This is a genomic window from Rhodococcus sp. P4_B6 (assembly GCF_056402215.1).
On record NZ_JBFUHV010000151.1, the window covers coordinates 1 to 22,111 of the forward strand.

4 protein-coding genes are annotated in these 22,111 nt (G+C 69.8%); 3 read left to right on the forward strand and 1 reads right to left on the reverse strand.

The window, feature by feature from the left end; all coding sequences use genetic code 11:
• Positions 1-1,872: thioesterase domain-containing protein (locus AC1DWT_RS39835; protein WP_477924825.1), on the forward strand; the 1,872-nt coding region annotated here is incomplete at its 5' end.
• Between the two features lie 569 nt (positions 1,873-2,441).
• On the opposite strand, the gene AC1DWT_RS39840 is transcribed toward AC1DWT_RS39835, so the two are convergent.
• A complete protein-coding gene (locus AC1DWT_RS39840; protein WP_005255751.1) occupies positions 2,442-2,780 on the reverse strand; it encodes an RNA polymerase-binding protein RbpA in 339 nt (112 codons plus the stop codon).
• A gap of 172 nt (positions 2,781-2,952) precedes the next feature.
• Between AC1DWT_RS39840 and AC1DWT_RS39845 the strand changes: the two genes are divergently transcribed.
• Together AC1DWT_RS39845 and AC1DWT_RS39850 are read left to right on the forward strand one after the other, a co-directional pair.
• Entirely contained in the window at positions 2,953-3,285 is a 333-nt protein-coding gene (locus AC1DWT_RS39845; RefSeq protein WP_072946210.1) for a hypothetical protein, read from the forward strand.
• A gap of 215 nt (positions 3,286-3,500) precedes the next feature.
• Positions 3,501-22,111 (forward strand): non-ribosomal peptide synthase/polyketide synthase (locus AC1DWT_RS39850; protein WP_477924828.1); only part of this gene is annotated, 18,611 nt, incomplete at its 3' end.

A 22,111-nucleotide genomic window follows, 5' to 3' on the forward strand; every position in this document is an offset into this window, starting at 1 on the left:
GCTGTGGTGCAGTGTGATTCGTTGCGGTTGGTGTTCTGTTCGGGGGAGGCGCTGACGCCGGAGCAGGTGTCGCGGTTCCGGGCGGTCAGTGGTGCGGGTCTGCACAATTTGTACGGGCCGACGGAGGCTGCCGTCGACGTGACGTACTGGGAGACCGGTGCGTCGGACACGCTGTCGGTGCCGATCGGTCGTCCGGTGTGGAACACGCAGGTGTATGTGCTCGATGCCCGGTTGCATCCGGTGCCGAACGGGGTGGCGGGGGAGCTGTATCTGGCGGGTGACCAGTTGGCGCGGGGGTACCTCGGTCGCGTCGATCTCACCTCGGATCGGTTCGTGGCGAATCCGTTCGTCGCGGGTGGGCGGATGTATCGGACGGGGGATCTGGTGCGTCGCCGGGCCGACGGGGCGTTGGAGTATCTGGGTCGTACGGATTTCCAAGTGAAGTTGCGGGGGCAGCGGATCGAGTTGGGGGAGATCGAGTCGGCCCTGGAGGCGCACCCGGATGTGGTGCAGGCGGTCGTGGTGGTGCACCGGGACGAACGCGACGAGGAAGCCCTCGTCGCCTATCTGGTGGGACGGCGCGCGGCCGAGTGGTCCGACGTGCGCGCACACCTGTCGACCYGGGTCCCGTCGTACATGATTCCGGCGCAGGTCGTGCACCTGGACACCCTCCCGCTGTCGGTCAACGGCAAACTCGACCGCAAGGCCCTGCCCGCACCGGAGGTCCGCTCCGCCGCCGCCGAGTACCAGCCCCCACGGACCGCGGCCGAACGGGCCGTCGCCACCGTGTTCGGCGAGGTCCTCGGCATCGACCGGGTCGGAGCCACGGACAGCTTCTTCGACCTCGGAGGCAACTCCCTGATCGCCACCCGGGTCGCGTCCGCGCTCGGGTCCGAACTGGGCATCGACTTCCCGCTGCAGTGGATGTTCACCGACCCCACGCCGCGGTCGCTGGGGCAGCGCATCCAGAACGCGGCGACCGACGGAGTGCACGGCGCCGGCGCCTCGCTCGACGTGCTGCTCCCGATCCGCACCCGAGGGACGGCGGAGCCGCTGTTCTGCGTCCACCCGTTCATCGGGCTTGCCTGGAGCTATGCCGGGCTGAGCCGGGAACTGACCGAGGACCGGCCGATCTACGGGCTGCAGTCGCCGGCGCTGACCGAGGACGAGCCGCACCCGGAGACGATCACCGACTTCGCGGATCGCTACGTCCGGGAGATCCGCTCGATCCAGCCGCACGGCCCGTACCACCTGGTGGGCTGGTCGCTGGGCGGGGTCATCGCTCACGAGATGGCAGTGCAGTTGCAGGCGGCGGGCGAAGAGGTGCGTCTACTCGGACTCCTCGACAGCTACGTCGGACTCGACCGCAGCGTGGAGAACACCGCGACCACCGCGGATCTCCTCGGCGGTGCCGGCCTGGACCTGCCCGACGACGGTGTTCTCGACGAACTCGCGCCCGGCGGGCAGTTCGACGCCGAGCGGGCGGCCGCGCTGCTCCGGGTCGTCGGCGGTCCGCTGGCGGCGCTCACCGCCCCGGAACTCGACCGGATCTACGGCAACGCGCTGCGGGCCCCCGACCTCATCGACGGACACCGCCCGAGAATGTTCGACGGCGAACTGGTGTTCTTCACCGCCGCCCTCGACGACGGCTTCCACGTCGACCCGGTGACCTGCTGGGGCCCGTTCGTGCGCGGAAGGATCGACGAGCACCCGGTGGACGCGACGCACTGGACGATGACGACACCGGACGCTCTCGCCGCGATCGCGCCGCACCTCGAGCGTTCGCGGCGCCGGCCGCGGCACGCCGCGCCCGACACCGGCAGGGACACCGACCCGGACGACAGCGAGAACCGGCCGCACTCGGTGCGATGACCGCACTCCGCCGCCGCTCAACCGACCGCAAGGTTTGGTTTGGGCGGTGATGGGGAAATACCACGAAATGTGAGCGGTTGTAGTGGAAATGAGCGGTTGACCACCCGGAACATCGTGAACGCCGGACCTGCCGTGGTTTCAGGGTGCCGGTTTCATACCCCAGGTGTGAGATTTGCCCGAAGAGAAGACCAAACCCTTGACTCCGCCGTACCGAATAGTAGATTGAGAGCGGTCATGTGACCTACCTCTCACACGGTATGGAAGCCCGGGAGGTCGGTCATACGTGGTTTCTTCGACTGCGTGTTCGGGGCGTGACGCTCGGTGCTTGGTGTGCTCGGAATGTAACGCGCCCGCGTTCAGCAGATCGGAGTACTTGGATGAGTCCTGTCGAGACGGTGACCAGCCCAGTGGCCTACAGAAGCTTGTCCGTGTCGAACATCCCGTCCCCGCCCAAAATGGGGTCGCAGGCACCCCGGACCGCGCCGAAGGCGGGGTCGCACACCCCCCGGACGCGGCGAACGCCGCCCCGGCAGAGCCGAGACGGCGTTCGTACGGTTCGGTGGCCTGTGTCAGGCTCCGCGGCGCTTCGCCTTCAGCAGGTCGAGGCGCTCCTTCAGCAGCTCTTCCAGTTCCTCCTTGGAACGGCGTTCGAGCAGCATGTCCCAGTGGGTACGCGGCGGCTTGACCTTCTTGGCCTCGGGCGCCGTGCCCTCGACCAGGGTTCCCTCGAGGCCGTTGCGGCACAGCCACGTACCGGGGATCTCGGCATCGTCGGCGAAGGGAATGTCGAAGACCTCACCGTTGTCGCACCGGTACTTGGCCATCCGACGGGGCGCGAGGTCGTGGTCACGGTCGGTCTCGTAGCTCACCGCTCCGAGTCGACTCCCTCGAAGTACGCGATCTGCCATGGTTGTGTCCTCTCCTCGTTCGTCTCCGCGCGAGCACGCCTGGACCAGCACCAAGCGTTCACACTCATCTACAACGCCACGGCCTCCCGATTGGTTCCCGCACGCCGCGCAGATGCAACCTCGACATCTTACCGGGCGGGCTCGGGGGCGCCGCGCAGTAAGGTGGTCGACCATGACCAGCGCCTCCCGCAGACCGGATTCCTGTGTGTGGTGCGGACGCGAAGTGGCAGAGACGGGGATGGGCCGGCGTCGCCGGTACTGCCGCCAATCGTGCCGTCAACGCGCGTACGAGCAGCGCACCCAGGTCAAGGGCACCAGCATCCCAGCCGATGCGGTGGTGCTCACCTCGGAGGAAGCCTCCGCCATGGTCGACCGGGTTTTCCAGGTTCGATGTGCCGCCGAGGACGTGGCGACAGCCGTTGCCGAAGGTGCGGCGGCCCATGAGGTGGAGTCCCTGTGCGCCGACCTCGTGCAACTCGCACGTGAGGCCGAACGCTTCCGCTGAGCCTCGGACAGAGGCGGGGGAGCGTGGGACGCACTCTGCTCGACCGGTCCGACCGTCGCCGATCGATGGCGATTCCGATACGAACATCACGAATCGACGCACACCGGGCCCACACGTACAGCACGATCAGTACAGCGTGGGAGACCGGCGTCGGTTGGTCCGTCTCACGCGCAGGACTTGCGCATCCAAGGTCTTCTACCCGCTGGGGGAACGAGATGACGAGTGTGAATTCGCCGCAGCCGAATAACGGCGCCGAAGATGTGAACGTTCCCGAAGGGGCCTTCCCGCTCTCCTCGGTGCAACGGAGCATGTGGTTTGCCCAACAACTGAGCCCCACGGTCCCCAAGTTCATCGCGCAGTACATCGAGTTGCGGGGCGAGATCGACCTGGACCTGCTGAGCGATGCCGCAGTGCGGGCCGGTCAGGAGTTCCAGTCGCCGTTCCTGCGTCTGCTCGACGTCGACGGGGAGCCCTATCAGGCGGTCGATTTCACGATCGACCCGTCGATCGGGTTCCTCGACTTCCGCGGCGAGGACGAGCCGATGTCTGCCGCGCAGGCGTGGATCGACGAGGACTACGCGACACCTCTGCGGTTGACCCGGGACCGGCTCGTCGAGATGAACGTCCTGCAGGTCGGTGAGCAGCACTACCTGTGGTACACCAGGATTCATCACGTCGCCCTCGACGGGTACAGCGGCATGACCATGGTGAACCGGATCGCGGCGCTGTACACGGCGGCGATCGAGGGCACCGAACCGGAACCGAACCGTGCGCTGGACCTGCGCGAGCTGTACGCACTCGACCAGAAGTACCGGAAGTCGACCCGGTTCGAGAACGACCGGTTGTACTGGGCCGAACGGATAGTCGGCATCGAGCACGGGTCGACGCTCGCCACCCACGACGCCCCCGCGGCGGCGAAGAGCAGGCTCGAGAGCGCGAAGATCTCCGAATCCGCGCTGGGTTTCCTCGGCGAGTCGGATCAGCGGGTCGGTGCCACGTCGGCGGCCGTCCTGCTCGCGGGGTTCGCCTGCTATCTGTCCCGCATGACGGRCAGGCGGGACGTGCTCATCAACCTGCCGGTGTCGGCGCGCACCACGGCGCCGCTGCAGCGGTCCGGCGGCATGCTCGTCAACGTCGCGCCGCTGCGGATCACCGTCCGCCCCGAGGACACGGTGACCGAACTCGTCCAGCGGACGCAGCTCGAACTGATGGGTGCGCTGCGTCATCAGCGGTGCAGCCTCGAGGACATCCGCCGCGACGCCGGACTCGCGGGGACCGCGGAGGGTCTCGCCGGCCCGATGGTGAATGTCATGCTGTTCCACCAGGCGTTCACGCTGGGCTCCGTCAACGGCGAGTACCACATCGTGACGTCGGGCCCGGTGGACGACTTGCTGGTCAACATCTATCAGAGCGGCGACGGCCAGACACTGCTCGATTTCCGCGGCAACCCCAACCGGTACGGCGCGGAGGAGCTGCGCGCGCACCACCGCCGGTTCGTGGAACTGGTCGAAGAATTCGTCACCGCGGAGCCGCAGACGCGGACCGCCGACATCCACGCCGAGAGCGCGCGCCTCGGTGCGCGGTTCCTCGAACGGGAGTCCCAGCTCGAGTTCTGGAAGCGGGAGCTGGCGGGCCTGCCCGAGGTGACGGCGCTGCCGCTGGACCGGCCGCGCCCGGCTGAGCGGGCCGGCGCGGGCGAGGTCGTCGGGTTCGCCGTCGACGCCGGCGTGCAGCACCGCGTGGCACTGCTGGCCGAGGAGGCGGGCACCGGGATCTTCACCGCGCTGCATGCCGCGCTGGCCGTGTTGCTGGGCCGGCTGGGTGACACCGACGACGTCGTGGTCGGAACACCGATCGTCGGGCGCGACACGACCGACTCCGAAGACCCGGAAGCCGGAGCGTTCTTCAACAAGGCGGTCCTGCGGTCGCAGGTGGACGGGGCGTCGTCGTTCGTCGACCACCTGAGCCGGGTCCGGGACGCCGACCGGGCCGCGTTCTCGCACGCGGCGCTGCCGTTCGACGATCTCGTCGCTGCCGTGGTGGCCGAACCCGACCCGTCGCACACGCCGCTGTTCCAGGTGATGTTCGAGTTCACCGACGGCGGCCATCCGCACGACTCCTCGGGGACCGTGACGGTCAGCCCGATCCAGCGTGAACACCGAGCCCTGGGGCTGGATCTCGTGTTCTCCCTCACCGAATCGGAGACCGGCGGCATCAACGGCCGGCTGCGGTACGCGAAGGACGTGTGGGACCGCGACAGCGCGGAGGCAATCGCCGCCCGCTTCGTCCGCATCCTGCAGTCGGTGACGGCGGATCCGGCCGCGCCGATCGGGGACGTCGACCTCCTCGAACCGGCCGAGTACGCGGAACTCGCACCGGTGCGCGACGAGCCCGCGGTGGAGCCCCGCACGCTTCCCGCACTGCTCGCCGGTGCCGTCGCGGCGGGCGGCGACGGGGACGCCCTCGTCTACGAGGGGCGCACCCTGACCTACGCCGAACTCGACGAGCAGTCGAACCGACTCGCCCGCATGCTGATCGGGCACGGGGTGGGGCCGGGTTCGGTTGTGGCGCTGGCGATCGCGCGCTCGATCGAATCGGTGCTGGCCACCTGGGCGGTCGCGAAGTCCGGGGCCGCGTTCGTCCCGGTCGACCCGAACTACCCGGCCGACCSCATCGAGCACATGCTCACCGATTCCGGTGCGGTCGTCGGTCTCACCGCCATAGCGCACCGCTCGTCGCTGCCGGCGATCACGCCGTGGCTGGTGATGGACGACGCGTCGTTCGGGCGGGAGACGGAACAGCACGCCGCCGGCGCGATCACCGACGCCGACCGCCTCCGGCCGTTGCGGACGGCGGATCCGGCCTACCTGATCTACACGTCCGGCTCCACCGGTACTCCCAAGGGTGTGGTCGTCACCCATGTCGGTCTGGCGAACTTCGCCGAGGACGAGCGGCAGCGGTTCGACGTCACCGCCGGGTCGCGCACCCTGCACTTCTCCTCCCCGAGTTTCGACGCGTCGATCCTGGAACTGCTTCTCGCCGTGGGCGCAGGCGCCACGATGGTGGTGGCACCGTCGACGGTGTACGGCGGTACCGAACTCGCCGACCTGTTGCGCCGCGAACGGGTGACGCACGCGTTCGTGACGCCGGCCGCGCTGGCATCCGTCGATCCCACCGGACTCGACCACATCCGGTGCGTCGTCACCGGTGGTGAGAGCTGTCCTCCTGCGCTGGTGCAGCAGTGGGCGCCGGGTCGCGTCATGTTCAACGCCTACGGTCCCACCGAGGCCACCGTCGTCGCGAGCGTCGCGGGACCGCTGACGGTCGGCGAACCGGTGACGATCGGCCGCCCGTCCCGCGGTTGCGGTCTGCTGGTGCTCGATTCGCGGTTGCACCCCGTCCCCGCCGGGGTGCCCGGCGAGCTGTACATCACCGGCGACGGTGTGGCACGCGGGTACCACAACCGGTCGGTCCCGACGGCCGAGCGGTTCGTCGCCGACCCGCAAGGGACACCCGGTGAGCGGATGTACCGCACCGGCGACCTGGCCCGGTGGAACGCCGCCGGACAGCTGGAGTACCTCGGCCGCACCGACTTCCAGGTGAAGATCCGCGGATTCCGCATCGAACTCGGCGAGATCGACGCCGTCGTCCGCTCGCACCCGAGCGTGGCGTTCGCGACCACCGTCGGCCGCACCGCACCGTCCGGCGACACGGCACTGGTGACGTACGTGCTGCCCGTGGACGGCGCGCAGATCGTCGTCGGCGACATCCTCGAACACGCCGCCGCCGCGCTGCCCGCGCACATGGTGCCCGCCAGGGTGATGGAGCTCCTCGAGGTCCCGCTGACCCCGGCGGGCAAGCTCGACCGGAAGGCGTTGCCGGAACCACAGTTCGAGGCGACGTCCACCGTCTACCGGGCGCCGGTGACCCCGACCGAGATGCAGATCGCGGAGGTGTTCGCGACGCTGCTCGGAGTCGAGCGCATCGGCGTCGACGACAGCTTCTTCGACCTCGGTGGCGACTCCCTCGTCGCGACCCGCGTGGTGTCCCGGGTGAACACTGCCCTCGGCACGGAGATCGGGGTGCTGGATCTGTTCGAGGCGCCCAGCGTCGCGTTGCTCAGCGCCCGCGTCGACGCCGCCGGGCCCCGCACCTCCGCCCGCCCCGTGCTCGCGCCGCGGCCCGGATCCGGCCCGGTGCAGGTGTCGCTGGCGCAGCAGCGGATGTGGTTCATCAACCAGTTGGACACCGGATCTCCCGCGTACAACATTCCCGTCGGCATCCGGCTGCGCGGCACGCTCGACGTGGAGGCGTTGCGGACCGCGGTGAGCGATGTCCTCACCCGCCACGAATCGCTGCGGACCGTGTTCCCGAACACCCCCAACGGTCCGATCCAGGTAGTGCTGCCGGTCGCGGAGGTGAGCCCGCACCTCGACGCAGTCGAGGTCGCCGAGAGCGAACTCGAATCCCGCCTGATCGCCGACGCCGCAACCGGATTCGACGTCACCGTGGAACCGCCGATCCGGGCGGAACTCTACCGGACGGCGACCGAGGACCACGTGCTGGTGTTCGTGGTGCACCACATCGCCGCCGACGGCCTGTCGATGACGCCGCTGACCCGGGACGTGATGGTGGCCTACCACGCCCGCGCCGCCGGCGAGGCCCCGCAGTGGGCGCCGCTGGAGGTGCAGTACGCCGATTTCGCGGTGTGGCAGCGCGAACTGCTGGGATCCTCCGACGATCCGACGAGTCTGCTGTCCCGGCAGCTGGCGTTCTGGGCCCGCACCCTCGACGGTGCCCCCGAGGTCATGGATCTGCCGACGGATCGCCCGCGCCCGGCCCGGCAGTCGATGATCGGCGCCACCGCCGACTTCACGATTCCGGCACGCATCCACACCGCGCTGCTCGACATCGCGGGCGCGAACGACGCCAGCCTGTTCATGGTGGTGCACGCGGCGCTCGCGGTCCTGCTGTCCCGGTCGTCCGGGTCGGCCGACGTGTCGATCGGATCCCCGGTCTCCGGCCGGGGAGAACGGCAACTCGACGACGTCGTCGGCATGTTCGTCAACACCGTGGTCCTGCGCACCACCGTCGACCCCGATCGCAGCTTCCCCGAGATCCTCTCGCACACCCGCTCCGTGGATCTGGAGGCGTTCAGCAACACCGATCTGCCCTACGAGCGGCTCGTGGACGAACTGAAACCGACGCGCTCCGAAGCACATTCACCGCTGTTCCAGGTGATGCTGGTGCTGCAGGGATTCGCGAACACCAGGCTCGAGCTGCCCGGACTCGACGTGGAGGTCGAGGCACTCGAGACCGGTGCCGCCAAGTTCGATCTCCAGGTCATCCTCACCGAGCACATCGAGGACTCCGGCGCCCCGGGCGCGATCGACGTCCAGTTCTCCTACGCGTCGGAACTGTTCGACCCGCCGACGATGACGGCGCTGGCCGCACGGTTCGTCACCCTTCTCGAGACCATCACCGCCGGGTCGGACGCGAAAGTCGGCGACCTCGACCTGATCGGCGCGGACGAGACGCACCGGATGCTCGAGCAGTGGATCGCCACCGACGTTCCCGTCCCGGACCCGGCGACCCTGGTCAGCCTGTTCGAGTCGCAGGTGGCCCGCACCCCGGACGCCGTGGCCGTGGTGTTCGCCGAAGAGGAACTGCTCTACGCGGAGTTCGACGCCCGCGCCAACCGGCTGGCCCGCGAACTCCTCGCCCGCGGCGTCGGACCCGAATCCCGGGTGGCCGTCGCGCTGCGCCGTTCCCTGGAACTGATGATCGCGATCTATGCGGTGGAGAAGACCGGGGCCGCGTACGTGCCGCTCGACCCCGACCATCCGGCGTCGCGGATCGCGTACGTGATCGAGAGCGCCGAACCCGCCTGCGTTCTCACCGCCTCCCGCGATCGGTGCGAGGGCGTCGACAGCGCGGACGCCGCTGTGATCGAGATCGACACCCTGAACCTGTCCCGGCGGCCCAGCACCCCGATCACCGACGCGGAGCGGGGCGGTCCGATCCACCCCGATTCGACCGCCTACGTGATCTACACGTCCGGGTCGACGGGCAGGCCCAAGGGCGTCGCCGTCAGTCACCGGGCGATCGCGAACCGGCTGCTGTGGATGCAGGACACGTACCGGATGGATCACACGGACGTGGTGTTGCAGAAGACGCCGGTCACGTTCGACGTGTCCGTGTGGGAACTGTTCTGGCCCCTCGAGGTCGGTGCGCGACTCGTCCTCGCCGCGCCGGACGGTCACCGGGACCCGACGTACCTGTCCCACATCATCGCCGACCACCAGGTCACCACCATGCACTTCGTGCCGTCGATGCTCGCCGTGTTCACGGCGGGCGCCGAACCGGAACTGTGCGGTTCGCTGCGCCAGGTGTTCTGCAGTGGTGAGGCCCTCCCGCCGGCCACTGCCGACAGTTTCCGCGAATTCGGATCCGCGGCGCTGCACAACCTGTACGGCCCGACCGAGGCCGCCGTGGACGTCACCTTCTGGGAGTGCACGGAAGGCGACCGGGCCTCGGTTCCGATCGGCGCACCCGTGTGGAACACGCAGCTGTACGTCCTCGACTCCCGGCTGCATCCGGTGCCGGTCGGGGTGCACGGCGAGCTGTATCTGGCCGGCGTTCAGCTGGCCCGCGGTTACGTCGGTCGCAGTGACCTGACGTCGGACCGGTTCGTGGCGAATCCGTTCGGCGCACCGGGACAGCGGATGTACCGCACCGGTGACGTGGTCCGCTGGCGGGCCGACGGCAACATCGAATACATCGGCCGCCGCGACTTCCAGGTCAAGCTCCGTGGACAGCGCATCGAACTCGGCGAGGTGGAGGCGGCCGTGCTGGCGCACCCGTCGGTGGCGCAGGCCGTCGTCACGGTGCACCGCAGCGAGGCCACCGGCGAAAGCCTCGTCGGCTACGTGATCCCCGTGGCGGGCGCCGACATCGACACCGCGGTCGTGCGCGACGCGGCGGCGGAGGCGCTGCCCGCCTACATGGTGCCGACCCGCATCATCGTGCTCGACCGGTTCCCGCTCGGCGCGACCGGAAAGCTGGATCGCGGCGCGCTGCCCGAGCCGGAGTTCCTCAGCCCGTCAGCGGAATTCGTCACGCCGCGCAACCCGATCGAGGAGATCCTCGCGTCGATCTTCGCGGACCTGCTCGACGCACCCCGCATCGGCGTGTACGACAGCTTCTTCGACCTCGGCGGCAACTCGCTGGTGGCCACCCGGCTGGTGGCGCGGGTCAACGCCGCGCTCGGCAGCCGGATCGGGGTCCGGGAGATCTTCGACGCCCCGACCGTCGCGACGCTGGCCACCCGGATCGAGTCCGAGGCCGTGCAGGGCGCCGAACGTCCGCCGCTGGTGGCCGGGGTGCGCCCCGACCACCTGCCGGTCTCGCTGGCGCAGAAGCGCATGTGGTTCATCAACCAGTTCGACCTCGATTCGCCGGCCTACAACATCGCGCTCGCGGTGCGGCTGACCGGCGACCTCGACGAGGACGCGATGCAGGACGCCGTCGCCGACGTGATGGACCGGCACGAGTCGCTGCGCACCCGGTTCCCGATGGTGGAGGGCGAACCCCTCCAGGTGATCCTGCCGACCGAGGACGTGGTGCCGGATCTGTCGCCGATCGATTCGACGGAAGAGCAGCTGCCCGAGCATATTTCGCGGCTGGCGGGCGCCGGATTCGACGTCACGGTGTCGGTGCCGGTGCGCGCAGCCCTGTTCCGCACGGATCCCGGCGAGCACGTTCTCGTCATCGTCGTCCACCACATCAGCGCCGACGGCTTCTCCATGGCCCCGCTCGCGCGGGACGTGATGACCGCCTACGCGGCCCGCACCGGGGGCCAGGCACCGGACTGGACGCCGCTGCCGGTGCAGTACGCCGACTTCGCGCTGTGGCAGCACCGGGTGCTCGGCAACGCCGACGACCCGGACAGCCTGCTCGCCGCCCAGCTCGACTACTGGACGCACACGCTCGCCGGGCTTCCGGAACTGCTCGCGCTGCCGACGGACCACCCGCGCCCGACGCAGCAGTCGATGCGCGGCGGCATCCACTCCTTCAGCATCGACCAGCAGATCCACAGCCGGTTGATCACGACCGCCCGCGAACACAATTCGAGTGTGTTCATGGCTGTCCACGCCGCGCTGGCCGTGTTGCTGGCCCGGTTGGGCGACACGGACGACGTGGCAGTGGGCACCCCGATCGCCGGCCGCGGCGACGCCGCCCTGGACGACATGGTCGGCATGTTCGTCAACACCCTGGTGCTGCGCACCCCGGTCGAACCGTCCGGCACGTTCACCGACCTGCTGTCCACGGTCCGCGACACCGACCTGAACGCGTTCCACCACGCGGATCTGCCGTTCGAGCGGCTGGTCGACGCGATCTCGCCGGAACGCGCGACGTCGCATTCGCCGCTGTTCCAGGTGGTGCTCGAGTTCCGCAACAACGAGCGGCCGCGGCTGGAGCTGCCCGGGTTGACCGTCACCGGCCTCGACCTGGCCACCGACATCTCCAACTTCGACCTGCAGCTCACACTGACCGAGGAATTCGGGGTGTCGGGGGAGCCCGCCGGGATCTCCGCGGCATTCACGTACGCGTCGAGTCTGTTCGACGCGTCCACGATCGCCGGTTTCGCCGACTACCTGCAGCGGATCTTCGACGCGGTGACGTCCGAGCCGGGCATCGCGGTCGGTGACATCGACCTGATGGTGGCGTCCGAGCGTGCGGCGCTCACCCCGGTGATGGACGGTCCCGACGCCGAACCGCGGACCCTGCCCGAACTCCTCGCGTCGGCGGCGTCCGTGGACCCGAAGGCGGCCGCGCTGTCCTACGAGGGCAGCGAGGTGACGTACCGGGAGCTCGACGAACGGTCGAACCGTCTCGCCCGCCTGCTGATCGGGCGGGGCATCGGCCCCGAATCGGTGGTCGCGCTGGCGATGGCACGTTCGCCCGAGTCGGTGCTGTCGCTGTGGGCGGTCGCCAAGACCGGCGCCGCGTTCGTGCCGGTCGACCCGAACTATCCGACCGACCGGATCGTTCACATGCTCAGCGACTCCGGTGCGGCGCTCGCGCTCACCGTCGCCGAGTTCCGACCCACCCTGCCGGACTGCACCCCGTACGTCGTGGTCGACGCACCCGGCTTCGACGACCAGGTGAGTGCGCACTCCGCCGCCGTCGTCACCGACGCCGACCGGACGCACCCGCTGGCGCTGGAGAACCCGGCCTACCTGATCTACACGTCCGGGTCCACCGGCACCCCGAAGGGGGTCGTCGTCACCCATCGCGGCCTGGCGAACTTCGCCACCGACGAACGCGTCCGGTTCGGGGTCACCCCGCGGTCGCGGACCCTGCACTTCTCGTCGCCGAGCTTCGACGCCTCGATCCTGGAACTGCTGCTGGCGGTCGGATCCGGCGCGACCATGGTGATTGCCCCGGCCTCCGTCATCGGCGGCGCCGAACTCGCCGACGTGCTCCGCGAGGGCCGGGTCACGCACGCGTTCATCACCCCGGCGGCCATGGCATCCGTGGACCCCGCGGGCCTCGACCAGCTCGAGTGCGTCGCCACCGGTGGTGACGTGTGCCCGCCGGAGCTGGTGGCGCAGTGGGTGACCGGCGGCAGGCGGATGTTCAACGCCTACGGACCCACCGAGGCGACGGTCGTGTCGAGCGTGACCGGACCCATGCTGCCCGGTGAGGGCGTCACCATCGGCCGTCCGCCCATGGGCACCGGCGAGATGGTGCTCGATTCCCGCCTGCACCCGGTGCCCAACGGGGTGACCGGAGAACTGTACGTCACCGGTTCCGGTCTGGCCCGCGGCTACAAGGACCGGGCGGGCACCACGGCGGAGCGGTTCGTCGCCAACCCGTACGGCGGCCTCGGTGCCCGCATGTACCGGACCGGCGACCTAGCCCGCTGGAACACCGACGGCCAGCTCGAGTACCTGGGCCGCAGCGACTTCCAGGTGAAGATCCGGGGGTTCCGCATCGAACTCGGCGAGATCGAGAACGCCCTCACCCGCTACCCGGGCGTCGCCCGCTCGGTGGTGTCCGCGCACAAGGGCAGCACCGGCGCCAACCGGCTCGTCGGCTACCTCGTCCCCACGGCGGGCGCGGAACTCGACCCGGAGGCCGTCCTCGATTTCGTCGGCGGGTTCCTCGCGCCGTACATGGTGCCGTCCGCGCTGATCGTCCTCGACGAGTTGCCGCTCACCCCGGCAGGCAAGCTGGATCGCCGCGCGCTGCCCGAACCCGACTTCGGGGCCCGGGTGTCGACCGGCCGCGCGCCGGTGTCGGAGATGGAAGAGGTGCTCTCGACACTGTTCGCCGAGGTGCTCGGTCTGGAATCCGCCGGTGTCGAGGACTCGTTCTTCGCGCTCGGCGGCGACAGCATCATGTCGATCCAGCTGGTGGCCCGCGCGAAGGCCGCGGGCGTCGTGCTGACCCCGCGGGACGTGTTCGAGGCCAAGACTGTCGCCGGTCTCGCGGCGGTGGCGTCGTGGGTGGGCGCCGCCGACGTCGTCGTCCTCGACGAACTGCCCGGCGGCGGAGTCGGCGACATGCCGACCACCCCGATCACGAAGTGGCTGCTCGAACGGGGCGGCGAGTTCAACCGGATGTCGCAGTCCGCGCTGCTGACCGCGCCGCCGAACCTGCGCGAACTCGAACCGCTGATCGGCACGTTTCAGGCCGTCCTCGACCGGCACGACATGCTGCGCGCGCGGCTGATGGTCTCCGCCGACGAATCGCATCTCGCCGTCCGCCCGATCGGTGCGGTGGACGCGCAGGACCTGATCCGCCGGGTCGCGGTGTCCGCCGCCCCGGGAACACCGGCGTTCGCGGCCACCGTGATCGCGGAACTCGACGCCGCGCTGGACCGGCTCGATCCGGCGGCCGGGGTCATGATGCAGGTGGTGTGGTTCGACGCCGGGGAGTCCGGCGGCCGCCTGCTCGTGGTCGCGCATCACCTCGTCGTCGACGGTGTGTCGTGGCGCATCCTCGTCCCCGACCTCGCGACCGCGTGGGCGCAGATCTCGGCAGGCCAGGAACCGGTCCTCGACCAGGTCGGCACGTCCATGCGCCGGTGGGCGCACGGACTGGTCGACGAGGCGGCGAACCGGGCGGGCGAACTGGATCTGTGGCAGCGCATCCTCGACTGCGAGGACCCGCTCGTCGGCAGCCGTCCGCTCGACCCCGACGTCGACGTCAATGCGACCGTCGGCCGGGTCACGGTGCAGTTGCCCGCCGAGGTCAGCGAGGCCGTCCTCACGGCCCTGCCGGAAGCGATCCACGGCAGCGTCAACGACGGACTGCTCACCGCGCTGGCGATGGCGGTCACCCAGTGGCGGCGCACCCGCGGCCACACTCTGCACGGACGGTCCGTCGACGGAACCCTGGTGAGCCTCGAGGGCCACGGCCGTGAGGACCAGGTCGTGCCGGGCGCCGATCTGGGCCGCACGGTCGGCTGGTTCACGGCCATGTTCCCGGTGCGGCTCGACCTGTCGGGCATCGACCTCGACGACGCGTTCGACGGCGGCCGGGCCGCCGGGTCGGCGATCAAGGCGATCAAGGAACAGTTGCTGGCCATCCCGGACCACGGCATGGGTTACGGCATGCTGCGGTACCTCAACGCCGACACCGCACCGCTGCTCGCGGCCCGGTCGCTGCCGCAGATCAGCTTCAACTACCTGGGACGCTTCGCCGCCGACCTGTCCGAGGCGGCCACCCGCGCCGGCTGGACGCCGACCGGTGAAGTCGACATGGACCGGGCGCAGGACCTCGACACTCCGGTCACCTCGGCCATCGACGTCAACGCCGTCACCACCGAGGTCGACGACCGGCCTCAGCTGCGCGCCACCTGGGCGTACGCGGCCGGCGTCCTCACCGTCGCCGAGGTGCGCGAACTCGCCGAACTGTGGGTCCGGGCACTGACCGCGCTCACGACGTACGCGGCCCGCCCCGACGCCGGCGGTGTGACCCCGTCCGACCTCGAACTGGTCAGCCTCGACCAGGACGCCATCGACCGCATCGAGTCGCGCTTCCCGGCGCTGTCCGACATCTGGTCGCTGTCGCCGCTGCAGTCCGGACTGCTGTTCCACGCGTTGCTGGCCGACGAGTCGATCGACTCGTACACGGTGCAGGTGACACTCGAACTGCGCGGCGCCGTGTCGTCCCGCCTTCGGGTGGCCGGGCAGGCCCTGCTCGACCGGCACGCGAACCTGCGGGCGTCGTTCGTCTACGACGAGGGCGGCACCCCCGTCCAGGCGGTCCACGGATACGCGGAACTGCCGTGGACGGAGATCGACCTGTCCGCACTCGACGAGGAGAGCCGCGAAGCCGAGGTCCGGGAACTCCTCGACACCGACCGCCGCCGCGGGTTCGACATGGCCACCCCGCCGCTGCTGCGGTTCATGCTGATCCAGGTCGGTGCGGACGAGCAGCGCCTGATCATCACCAATCACCACATCCTGCTCGACGGCTGGTCGATGCCGCTGCTGATCCGCGACCTCCTGACCCTGTACGCCACGGAGGGGGACGCCACGGCGCTGCCGCGGGTGCATCCGTACCGCGACTACCTCGCGTGGATGTCGCACCGCAGCACCGAGGACTCCCTCGGGGTGTGGCAGCGCGCCCTCGCCGGAGTGGAGGAGCCGACGCTGCTCGCCCCGGCCGACGCCTCGGCCCAGAGCGACACGCAGTCCAGTGAACTGGTCGTCGAACTCGACGTCGACCGCACCGATCAGCTCAGTGTGCTCGCACGCGAACACGGCCTGACCCTCAGCACCCTGATCCGCACCGCGTGGGGAATCGTGCTGGGCGGCCTCGTCGGCCGCTCCGACGTCGTCTTCGGCGGGACGGTGTCGGGTCGGCCCCCGCAGATCGCGGGTATCGAGTCGATGGTCGGTCTGTTCATCAACACGCTCCCGGTGCGGGTGACCCTCGACCCCCGGGAAACGCTGGGGGAGCTGCTCGAACGCATCCAGGGCGAGCAGGCCGCACTGCTCGATCACCACTACGTCGGATTGACCGACATCCAGTCGGTGGCCGGTCCGGGCGCCGGCTTCGACACGCTGACCGTGTTCGAGTCCTACCCCGTCGACCGGGAGGGACTGACCGAGCAGACCGACATCGCCGGCATGCACGTCGTCGACGTGCACGACAGCGCGAACGCCGCGCACTACCCGCTCGCCCTGATCGCCTCGGCACACGAAAATCTGCAACTGAAACTCGAGTACGTCGAGGATCTGTTCGACCGGGCCGCGGTCGAGCGGATCGGCGACCGGATCGTCCGCGCGCTGATCGCGCTCGCCGAGCACCCCGGGATGAAGTTGGCGCAGCTGCGCCTGCTCACCGACGCCGAGGAAGCGGAACTGGTTCCGGCCCGCGGCAGGCCTGGCCGGTCCGTGCGCACACTGCCGCAGATGTTCGCCGAGACGGCCGCCGCGTCGGGCGACGCGACCGCACTGGTGTTCGGCGACCGCCGGATGTCCTACCAGGAACTCGACGAACGGTCCAACCAGCTCGCGCGGCTGCTCATCGGCCGCGGCGTCGGCCCGGAAGACATCGTGGCCCTGGGCATCTCACGGTCCATCGAATCGGTGCTCGCCGTGTGGTCGATCACCAAGACCGGCGCCGCGTTCGTTCCGGTCGACCCGACCTACCCGCGGGAGCGGGTCGAGCACATGGTCACCGACTCCGGGTGCACGTTCGGCGTGCGGGTGGCCGCCGATCGCGACCGGCTGCCCGCCGCGGTGGCGTGGCTGACCCTCGACGATGCCGAGACCGAAGCCGCCGTCGCGGCGATGTCCACCGACACCGTGACCGACGACGAACGCGTCGTGCCGCTGCGCTTCGCGCACCCGGCGTACGTCATCTACACGTCCGGGTCCACCGGCAAGCCGAAGGGTGTGGTGGTCAGCCACCGCGGTCTCGACAACTTCGCCGAGGAGCAGCGCACCCGCTACGCGACGGATTCGGCGTCTCGGGCCCTGCACTTCTCCTCGCCGAGCTTCGACGCCTCGGTCCTCGAATACCTGCTGTCGTTCGCCGTCGGCGCGACCATGGTGATCGTGCCCCCGTCCGTGTACGGCGGTGAGGAACTCGCGGAGCTGATCCGGGCCGAGGGTGTCACCCACGGGTTCGTCACCCCCGCGGCGCTGGCCTCCGTGGACCCCGAGGGTCTCGAGGTGTTCCAGAACGTGGTCGCCGGCGGCGAGGCCGTCCCGCCGGAACTGGTGACCCGCTGGGCGCCGGGGCGCACGCTGTACAACGGCTACGGCCCCACCGAGACCACCATCATGAGCAACCTCAGCGATCACCTGCAGGTGGGGGAGACCGTCACCATCGGCGCCCCCGTCCGCGGCGTGTCGGAGGTGATCCTCGACTCGCGGCTGCAACCGGTCTCCGTCGGCGTCGCCGGCGAACTCTACATCTCCGGTGAGGGCCTGGCCCGCGGCTACCACGCCCGCGCCGGGCTGACCAGCGAGCGGTTCGTCGCCAACCCCTACGGCGACCCGGGCGACCGGATGTACCGCACCGGCGACCTCGCGCGGTGGCGGCCCGACCACACGGTCGAATACCTGGGCCGCACCGACTTCCAGGTCAAGATCCGCGGCTTCCGCATCGAACTCGGCGACATCGACAGCGCACTCGCCGGGCACCCGTCCGTCGCGTTCGCCGTCACCCTCGGCCGCCCCGGTCCCGCCGGCGACACCGTGCTCGTCTCCTATGTGCTGCCGGAGGCCGAGTCGGTGCTCGAACCGCCGGAGCTGAAGGAGTGGACGGCGAATCTGCTGCCCGCGCACATGGTCCCGTCGAGCATCATGATCCTCGACGAGATCCCGCTCACCCCGGTCGGCAAGCTCGATCGGTCGGCGCTGCCGGAACCGCAGTTCCTGCCCACGTCGGACGCCTTCCGGCCGCCGTCGACGGTCCTCGAACACACGATCGCCGACGTCATCACCACGGTCCTGGGCATCGAACGGGTCGGCATCGACGACAACTTCTTCGACATCGGCGGCAACTCGCTGATCGCGACCCGGGTCGCCGCACGCCTGACCGCAGAACTCGACACCGACATCGGCGTCCGCACCCTGTTCGAGGCGCCGACGATCCACGAGCTGGCCCGCCTGATCGAATCGACGGCCTTCGCCCCGGCACACGACGGCGACCACGTGCGGCTGCCGCTCGGCCCGATGGCGCAGCCCGCGCACGTGCCGGTGTCGCTGGCGCAGAAGCGGATGTGGTTCCTCAACCAGTTCGACACGTCGTCGGCGGCCTACAACATCCCGCTCGCCGTGCGGCTGACCGGTCACTTGGACGTCGAATCGCTGCGCGCGGCGGTGACGGACGTGTTCGTCCGGCACGAGTCGTTGCGGACCGTCTTCCCGTCCCACGACGGTGAACCGACCCAGGTGGTGCTCTCACCCGGCCAGTGGACACCGAACCTCGAGATCACCGAGGTGTCCGAGGCCGAACTCCGCGAGCACATCGCCGGTCTCGCGACCGCCGGTTTCGACGTCACGGCCGACGTGCCGATGCGGTCGGCGCTGTTCGCACTCGCCCCCGACGATCACGTGCTCGTCATCGTGGTGCACCACATCTGCGCCGACGGCTTCTCGCTCACCCCGCTCGCCCGGGACGTCATGACCGCGTACGCCGCCCGCATCGCGGGAAGCGCACCGCAGTGGAACCCGCTGTCGGTGCAGTACGCCGACTACACGCTGTGGCAGCTGCAACTGCTCGGCGACGAGAGCGACTCCGAGTCGCTGATCTCCCAGCAGCTCCGGTACTGGACGGATCAGCTGGCCGACCTGCCCGAACTCCTGCAGCTGCCGACCGACCGGGCGCGCCCGGTCCAGCAGTCGTTCCGGGGTGCGCAGGTCGACTTCACGATTCCGGCGGACGTGCACCGGGCGCTGTCCGCGCTGGCGCGCAAACACAACTCCACCATGTTCATGGCCGTGCACGCGGCCCTGTCGGTGCTGCTGTCCGCGCTGTCGTCCACCGAGGACATCGCGGTGGGAACCCCCATCGCGGGTCGCGGTGACGCCGCACTCGACGACATGGTCGGCATGTTCGTCAACACCCTGGTGCTGCGGAGCGCGGTCGACCCGGCGGCGGGTTTCGGCGCCCTGATCGATCAGGTGCGGGCCACCGACCTCGCCGCGTTCCACCACTCGGACCTGCCGTTCGAGCGGCTCGTCGACGTCCTCGCGCCGGAGCGTTCCACCGCGCACTCGCCGCTGTTCCAGGCGCTGCTCGAGTTCCGGAACAACGAGACACCGCGCCTCGAGCTGCCCGAACTCACCGCGGCCGCCGTCGATTTCGACCTCGAGGTCGCCAAGTTCGACCTGCAGCTCAGCGTCGAGGAAGGATTCGACGCGGACGGGGTGGCGTCGGGGATCACCGCGTCGTTCATCTACGCCACCGACCTGTTCGATGCCGGCACCGTCCGCACGTTCGCCGACCGGTTCCTGCGAATCCTCACCGCCGTCACCGCCGACCCGCAGGCCCCGGTCGGTGACATCGTGGTCACCGACGCCGCCGAGCGGTCGGCGATGGYGACCGTGTGGAACACCGCCGGAGTGGAGGCGGGCACCGACACCCTCGCGGACCGGTTCGCGCAGAGCGTGGCCCGGTTCCCCGACGCCACGGCCGTGACGTCGGAGGACGTGGCGCTGACGTACGCGGAACTCGACGCCCGGTCGAACCGGCTSGCCCGGCTGCTCATCGCCCAGGGGGTGGGCCCGGAAACGCTGGTGGCCGTGGCACTGCCGCGCACCTGCGATCTGATCATCGCCCTGCTGGGCGTGATCAAGTCCGGCGGCGGCTACCTGCCCGTCGACATCACCTACCCGGCGGACCGGCTGGCGTTCGTGTTCGAGGACGCCGCACCGAACTGCGTGATCACCACCACCGGCGACGTCTCCGCCCTGCCCGACTCGGAGACGCCGGTGATCCTGCTCGACGACCCGGAGACCACCGCGGACCTCGCGCAGCAGTCGCCGGCGACGATCACCGACGCCGACCGGGTCACCCCGCTCGACGCCGCGTCGGTGGCGTACGTCATCTACACGTCCGGGTCCACGGGCCGCCCCAAGGGCGTCGTCGTCTCGCACCGCAACGTGCTGACCCTGTTCGCGAACACCCAGCCGCTGTACGGGTTCGACGAGAACGACGTGTGGACGATGTTCCACTCCTACGCGTTCGACTTCTCGGTGTGGGAGCTGTGGGGTCCGCTGCTGCACGGCGGCCGGCTCGTCGTCGTCGACTACTACACGGCACGGTCGCCGGAGATGTTCCACGAACTCCTGCGCAACGAGCAGGTCACCGTCCTCAACCAGACCCCGACCGCGTTCTATCAGCTCGCCGAAACCGACCGCATCGTCTCGGAGATCGACGTGAACGCGGCGGCACTGGCGCTGCGGTACGTGATCTTCGGCGGTGAGGCTCTCGACCTCGGTCAGCTCGGCCGCTGGTACTCACGGCACGACGACTCCGCCCCGACCCTGGTGAACATGTACGGCATCACCGAGACGACGGTCCACGTCAGCTACCTCGCGCTCGACCGTGCGTTCGCGGAATCGGCGTCGGCCAGTGTGATCGGCCGCGGCATCGCCGGGCTGCACGTGCACGTCCTGGACCGGCGCCTGCACCCGGTGCCCCCGGGCACCATCGGCGAGATGTACGTCTCGGGTGACCAGGTCACCCGCGGCTACCTGGGCCGGGCCGGGCTCAGTTCCACCCGGTTCGTGGCCGACCCGCTCCGTCCCGGGGCACGGATGTACCGCACCGGCGACCTGGCTCGGTGGAACACCGACGGTCAGCTGGAGTACCTGGGCCGCAGCGACTTCCAGGTGAAGATCCGCGGGTTCCGCATCGAACTCGGCGAGATCGAATCCGCGCTGCTCCGGTACCGCGGCATCGCGCAGGCCGTCGTCCTCACCCGCGACGACGGGCACGGCGGCCACCGGCTGATCGGCTACGTGGTTCCGGAATCCGGCGCCACCGTCGAGGTGTCCTCTGCCCTCGAGTTCGTGGGCACCCAGCTCACCTCGTACATGGTGCCCGCCACCCTCGTGGTGCTCGACACGCTGCCGTTGACGAGTAACGGCAAGCTCGACCGCCGCGCCCTGCCGGAACCCGACTTCGGGGCCCGGGTGTCGGCGGGCCGTGCCCCGGCGACGGAGATGGAGACCGTCCTCGCCGGCCTGTTCGCCGAGGTGCTCGGTCTGGAATCGGTGGGTGTGGACGATTCGTTCTTCGCGCTCGGCGGCGACAGCATCATGTCGATCCAGTTGGTGGCCCGCGCGAAGGCCGCCGGGGTGGTCCTCACCCCGCGGGACGTGTTCGAGGCCAAGACCGTGGCCGCCCTCGCCGAGGCGGCGTCCTGGGCGGGCGCCGCCGACGTGGTGGTCCTCGACGAACTGCCCGGCGGCGGGATCGGCGAGATGCCGGTCACCCCGATCACCGCGTGGCTGCTCGAACGCGGCGGCGATTTCCGCCGCTACACCCAGACCGCGCTGCTCTCCCTGCCCGCCGCGGCGGACGAGACACTGCTGAAGCGCACGATCGCCGCCGTCGTCGATCACCACGACATGCTGCGGGCGCGTCTGCTCGGCGCCGCACCGCAGTGGCGGATCGAGGTGCAGGCCACGGGCGCCGTCGACGTGGACGACGTGCTGCACCGGGTCGAGGTCGCGTCGGTCGTCGGGTCCGCGTTCGCGGAGATCGCCACCCACGAACTCGATGCCGCCGCAGGACGATTGGACCCCGAGGCCGGGGTCATGCTGCAGATGGTGTGGTTCGACGC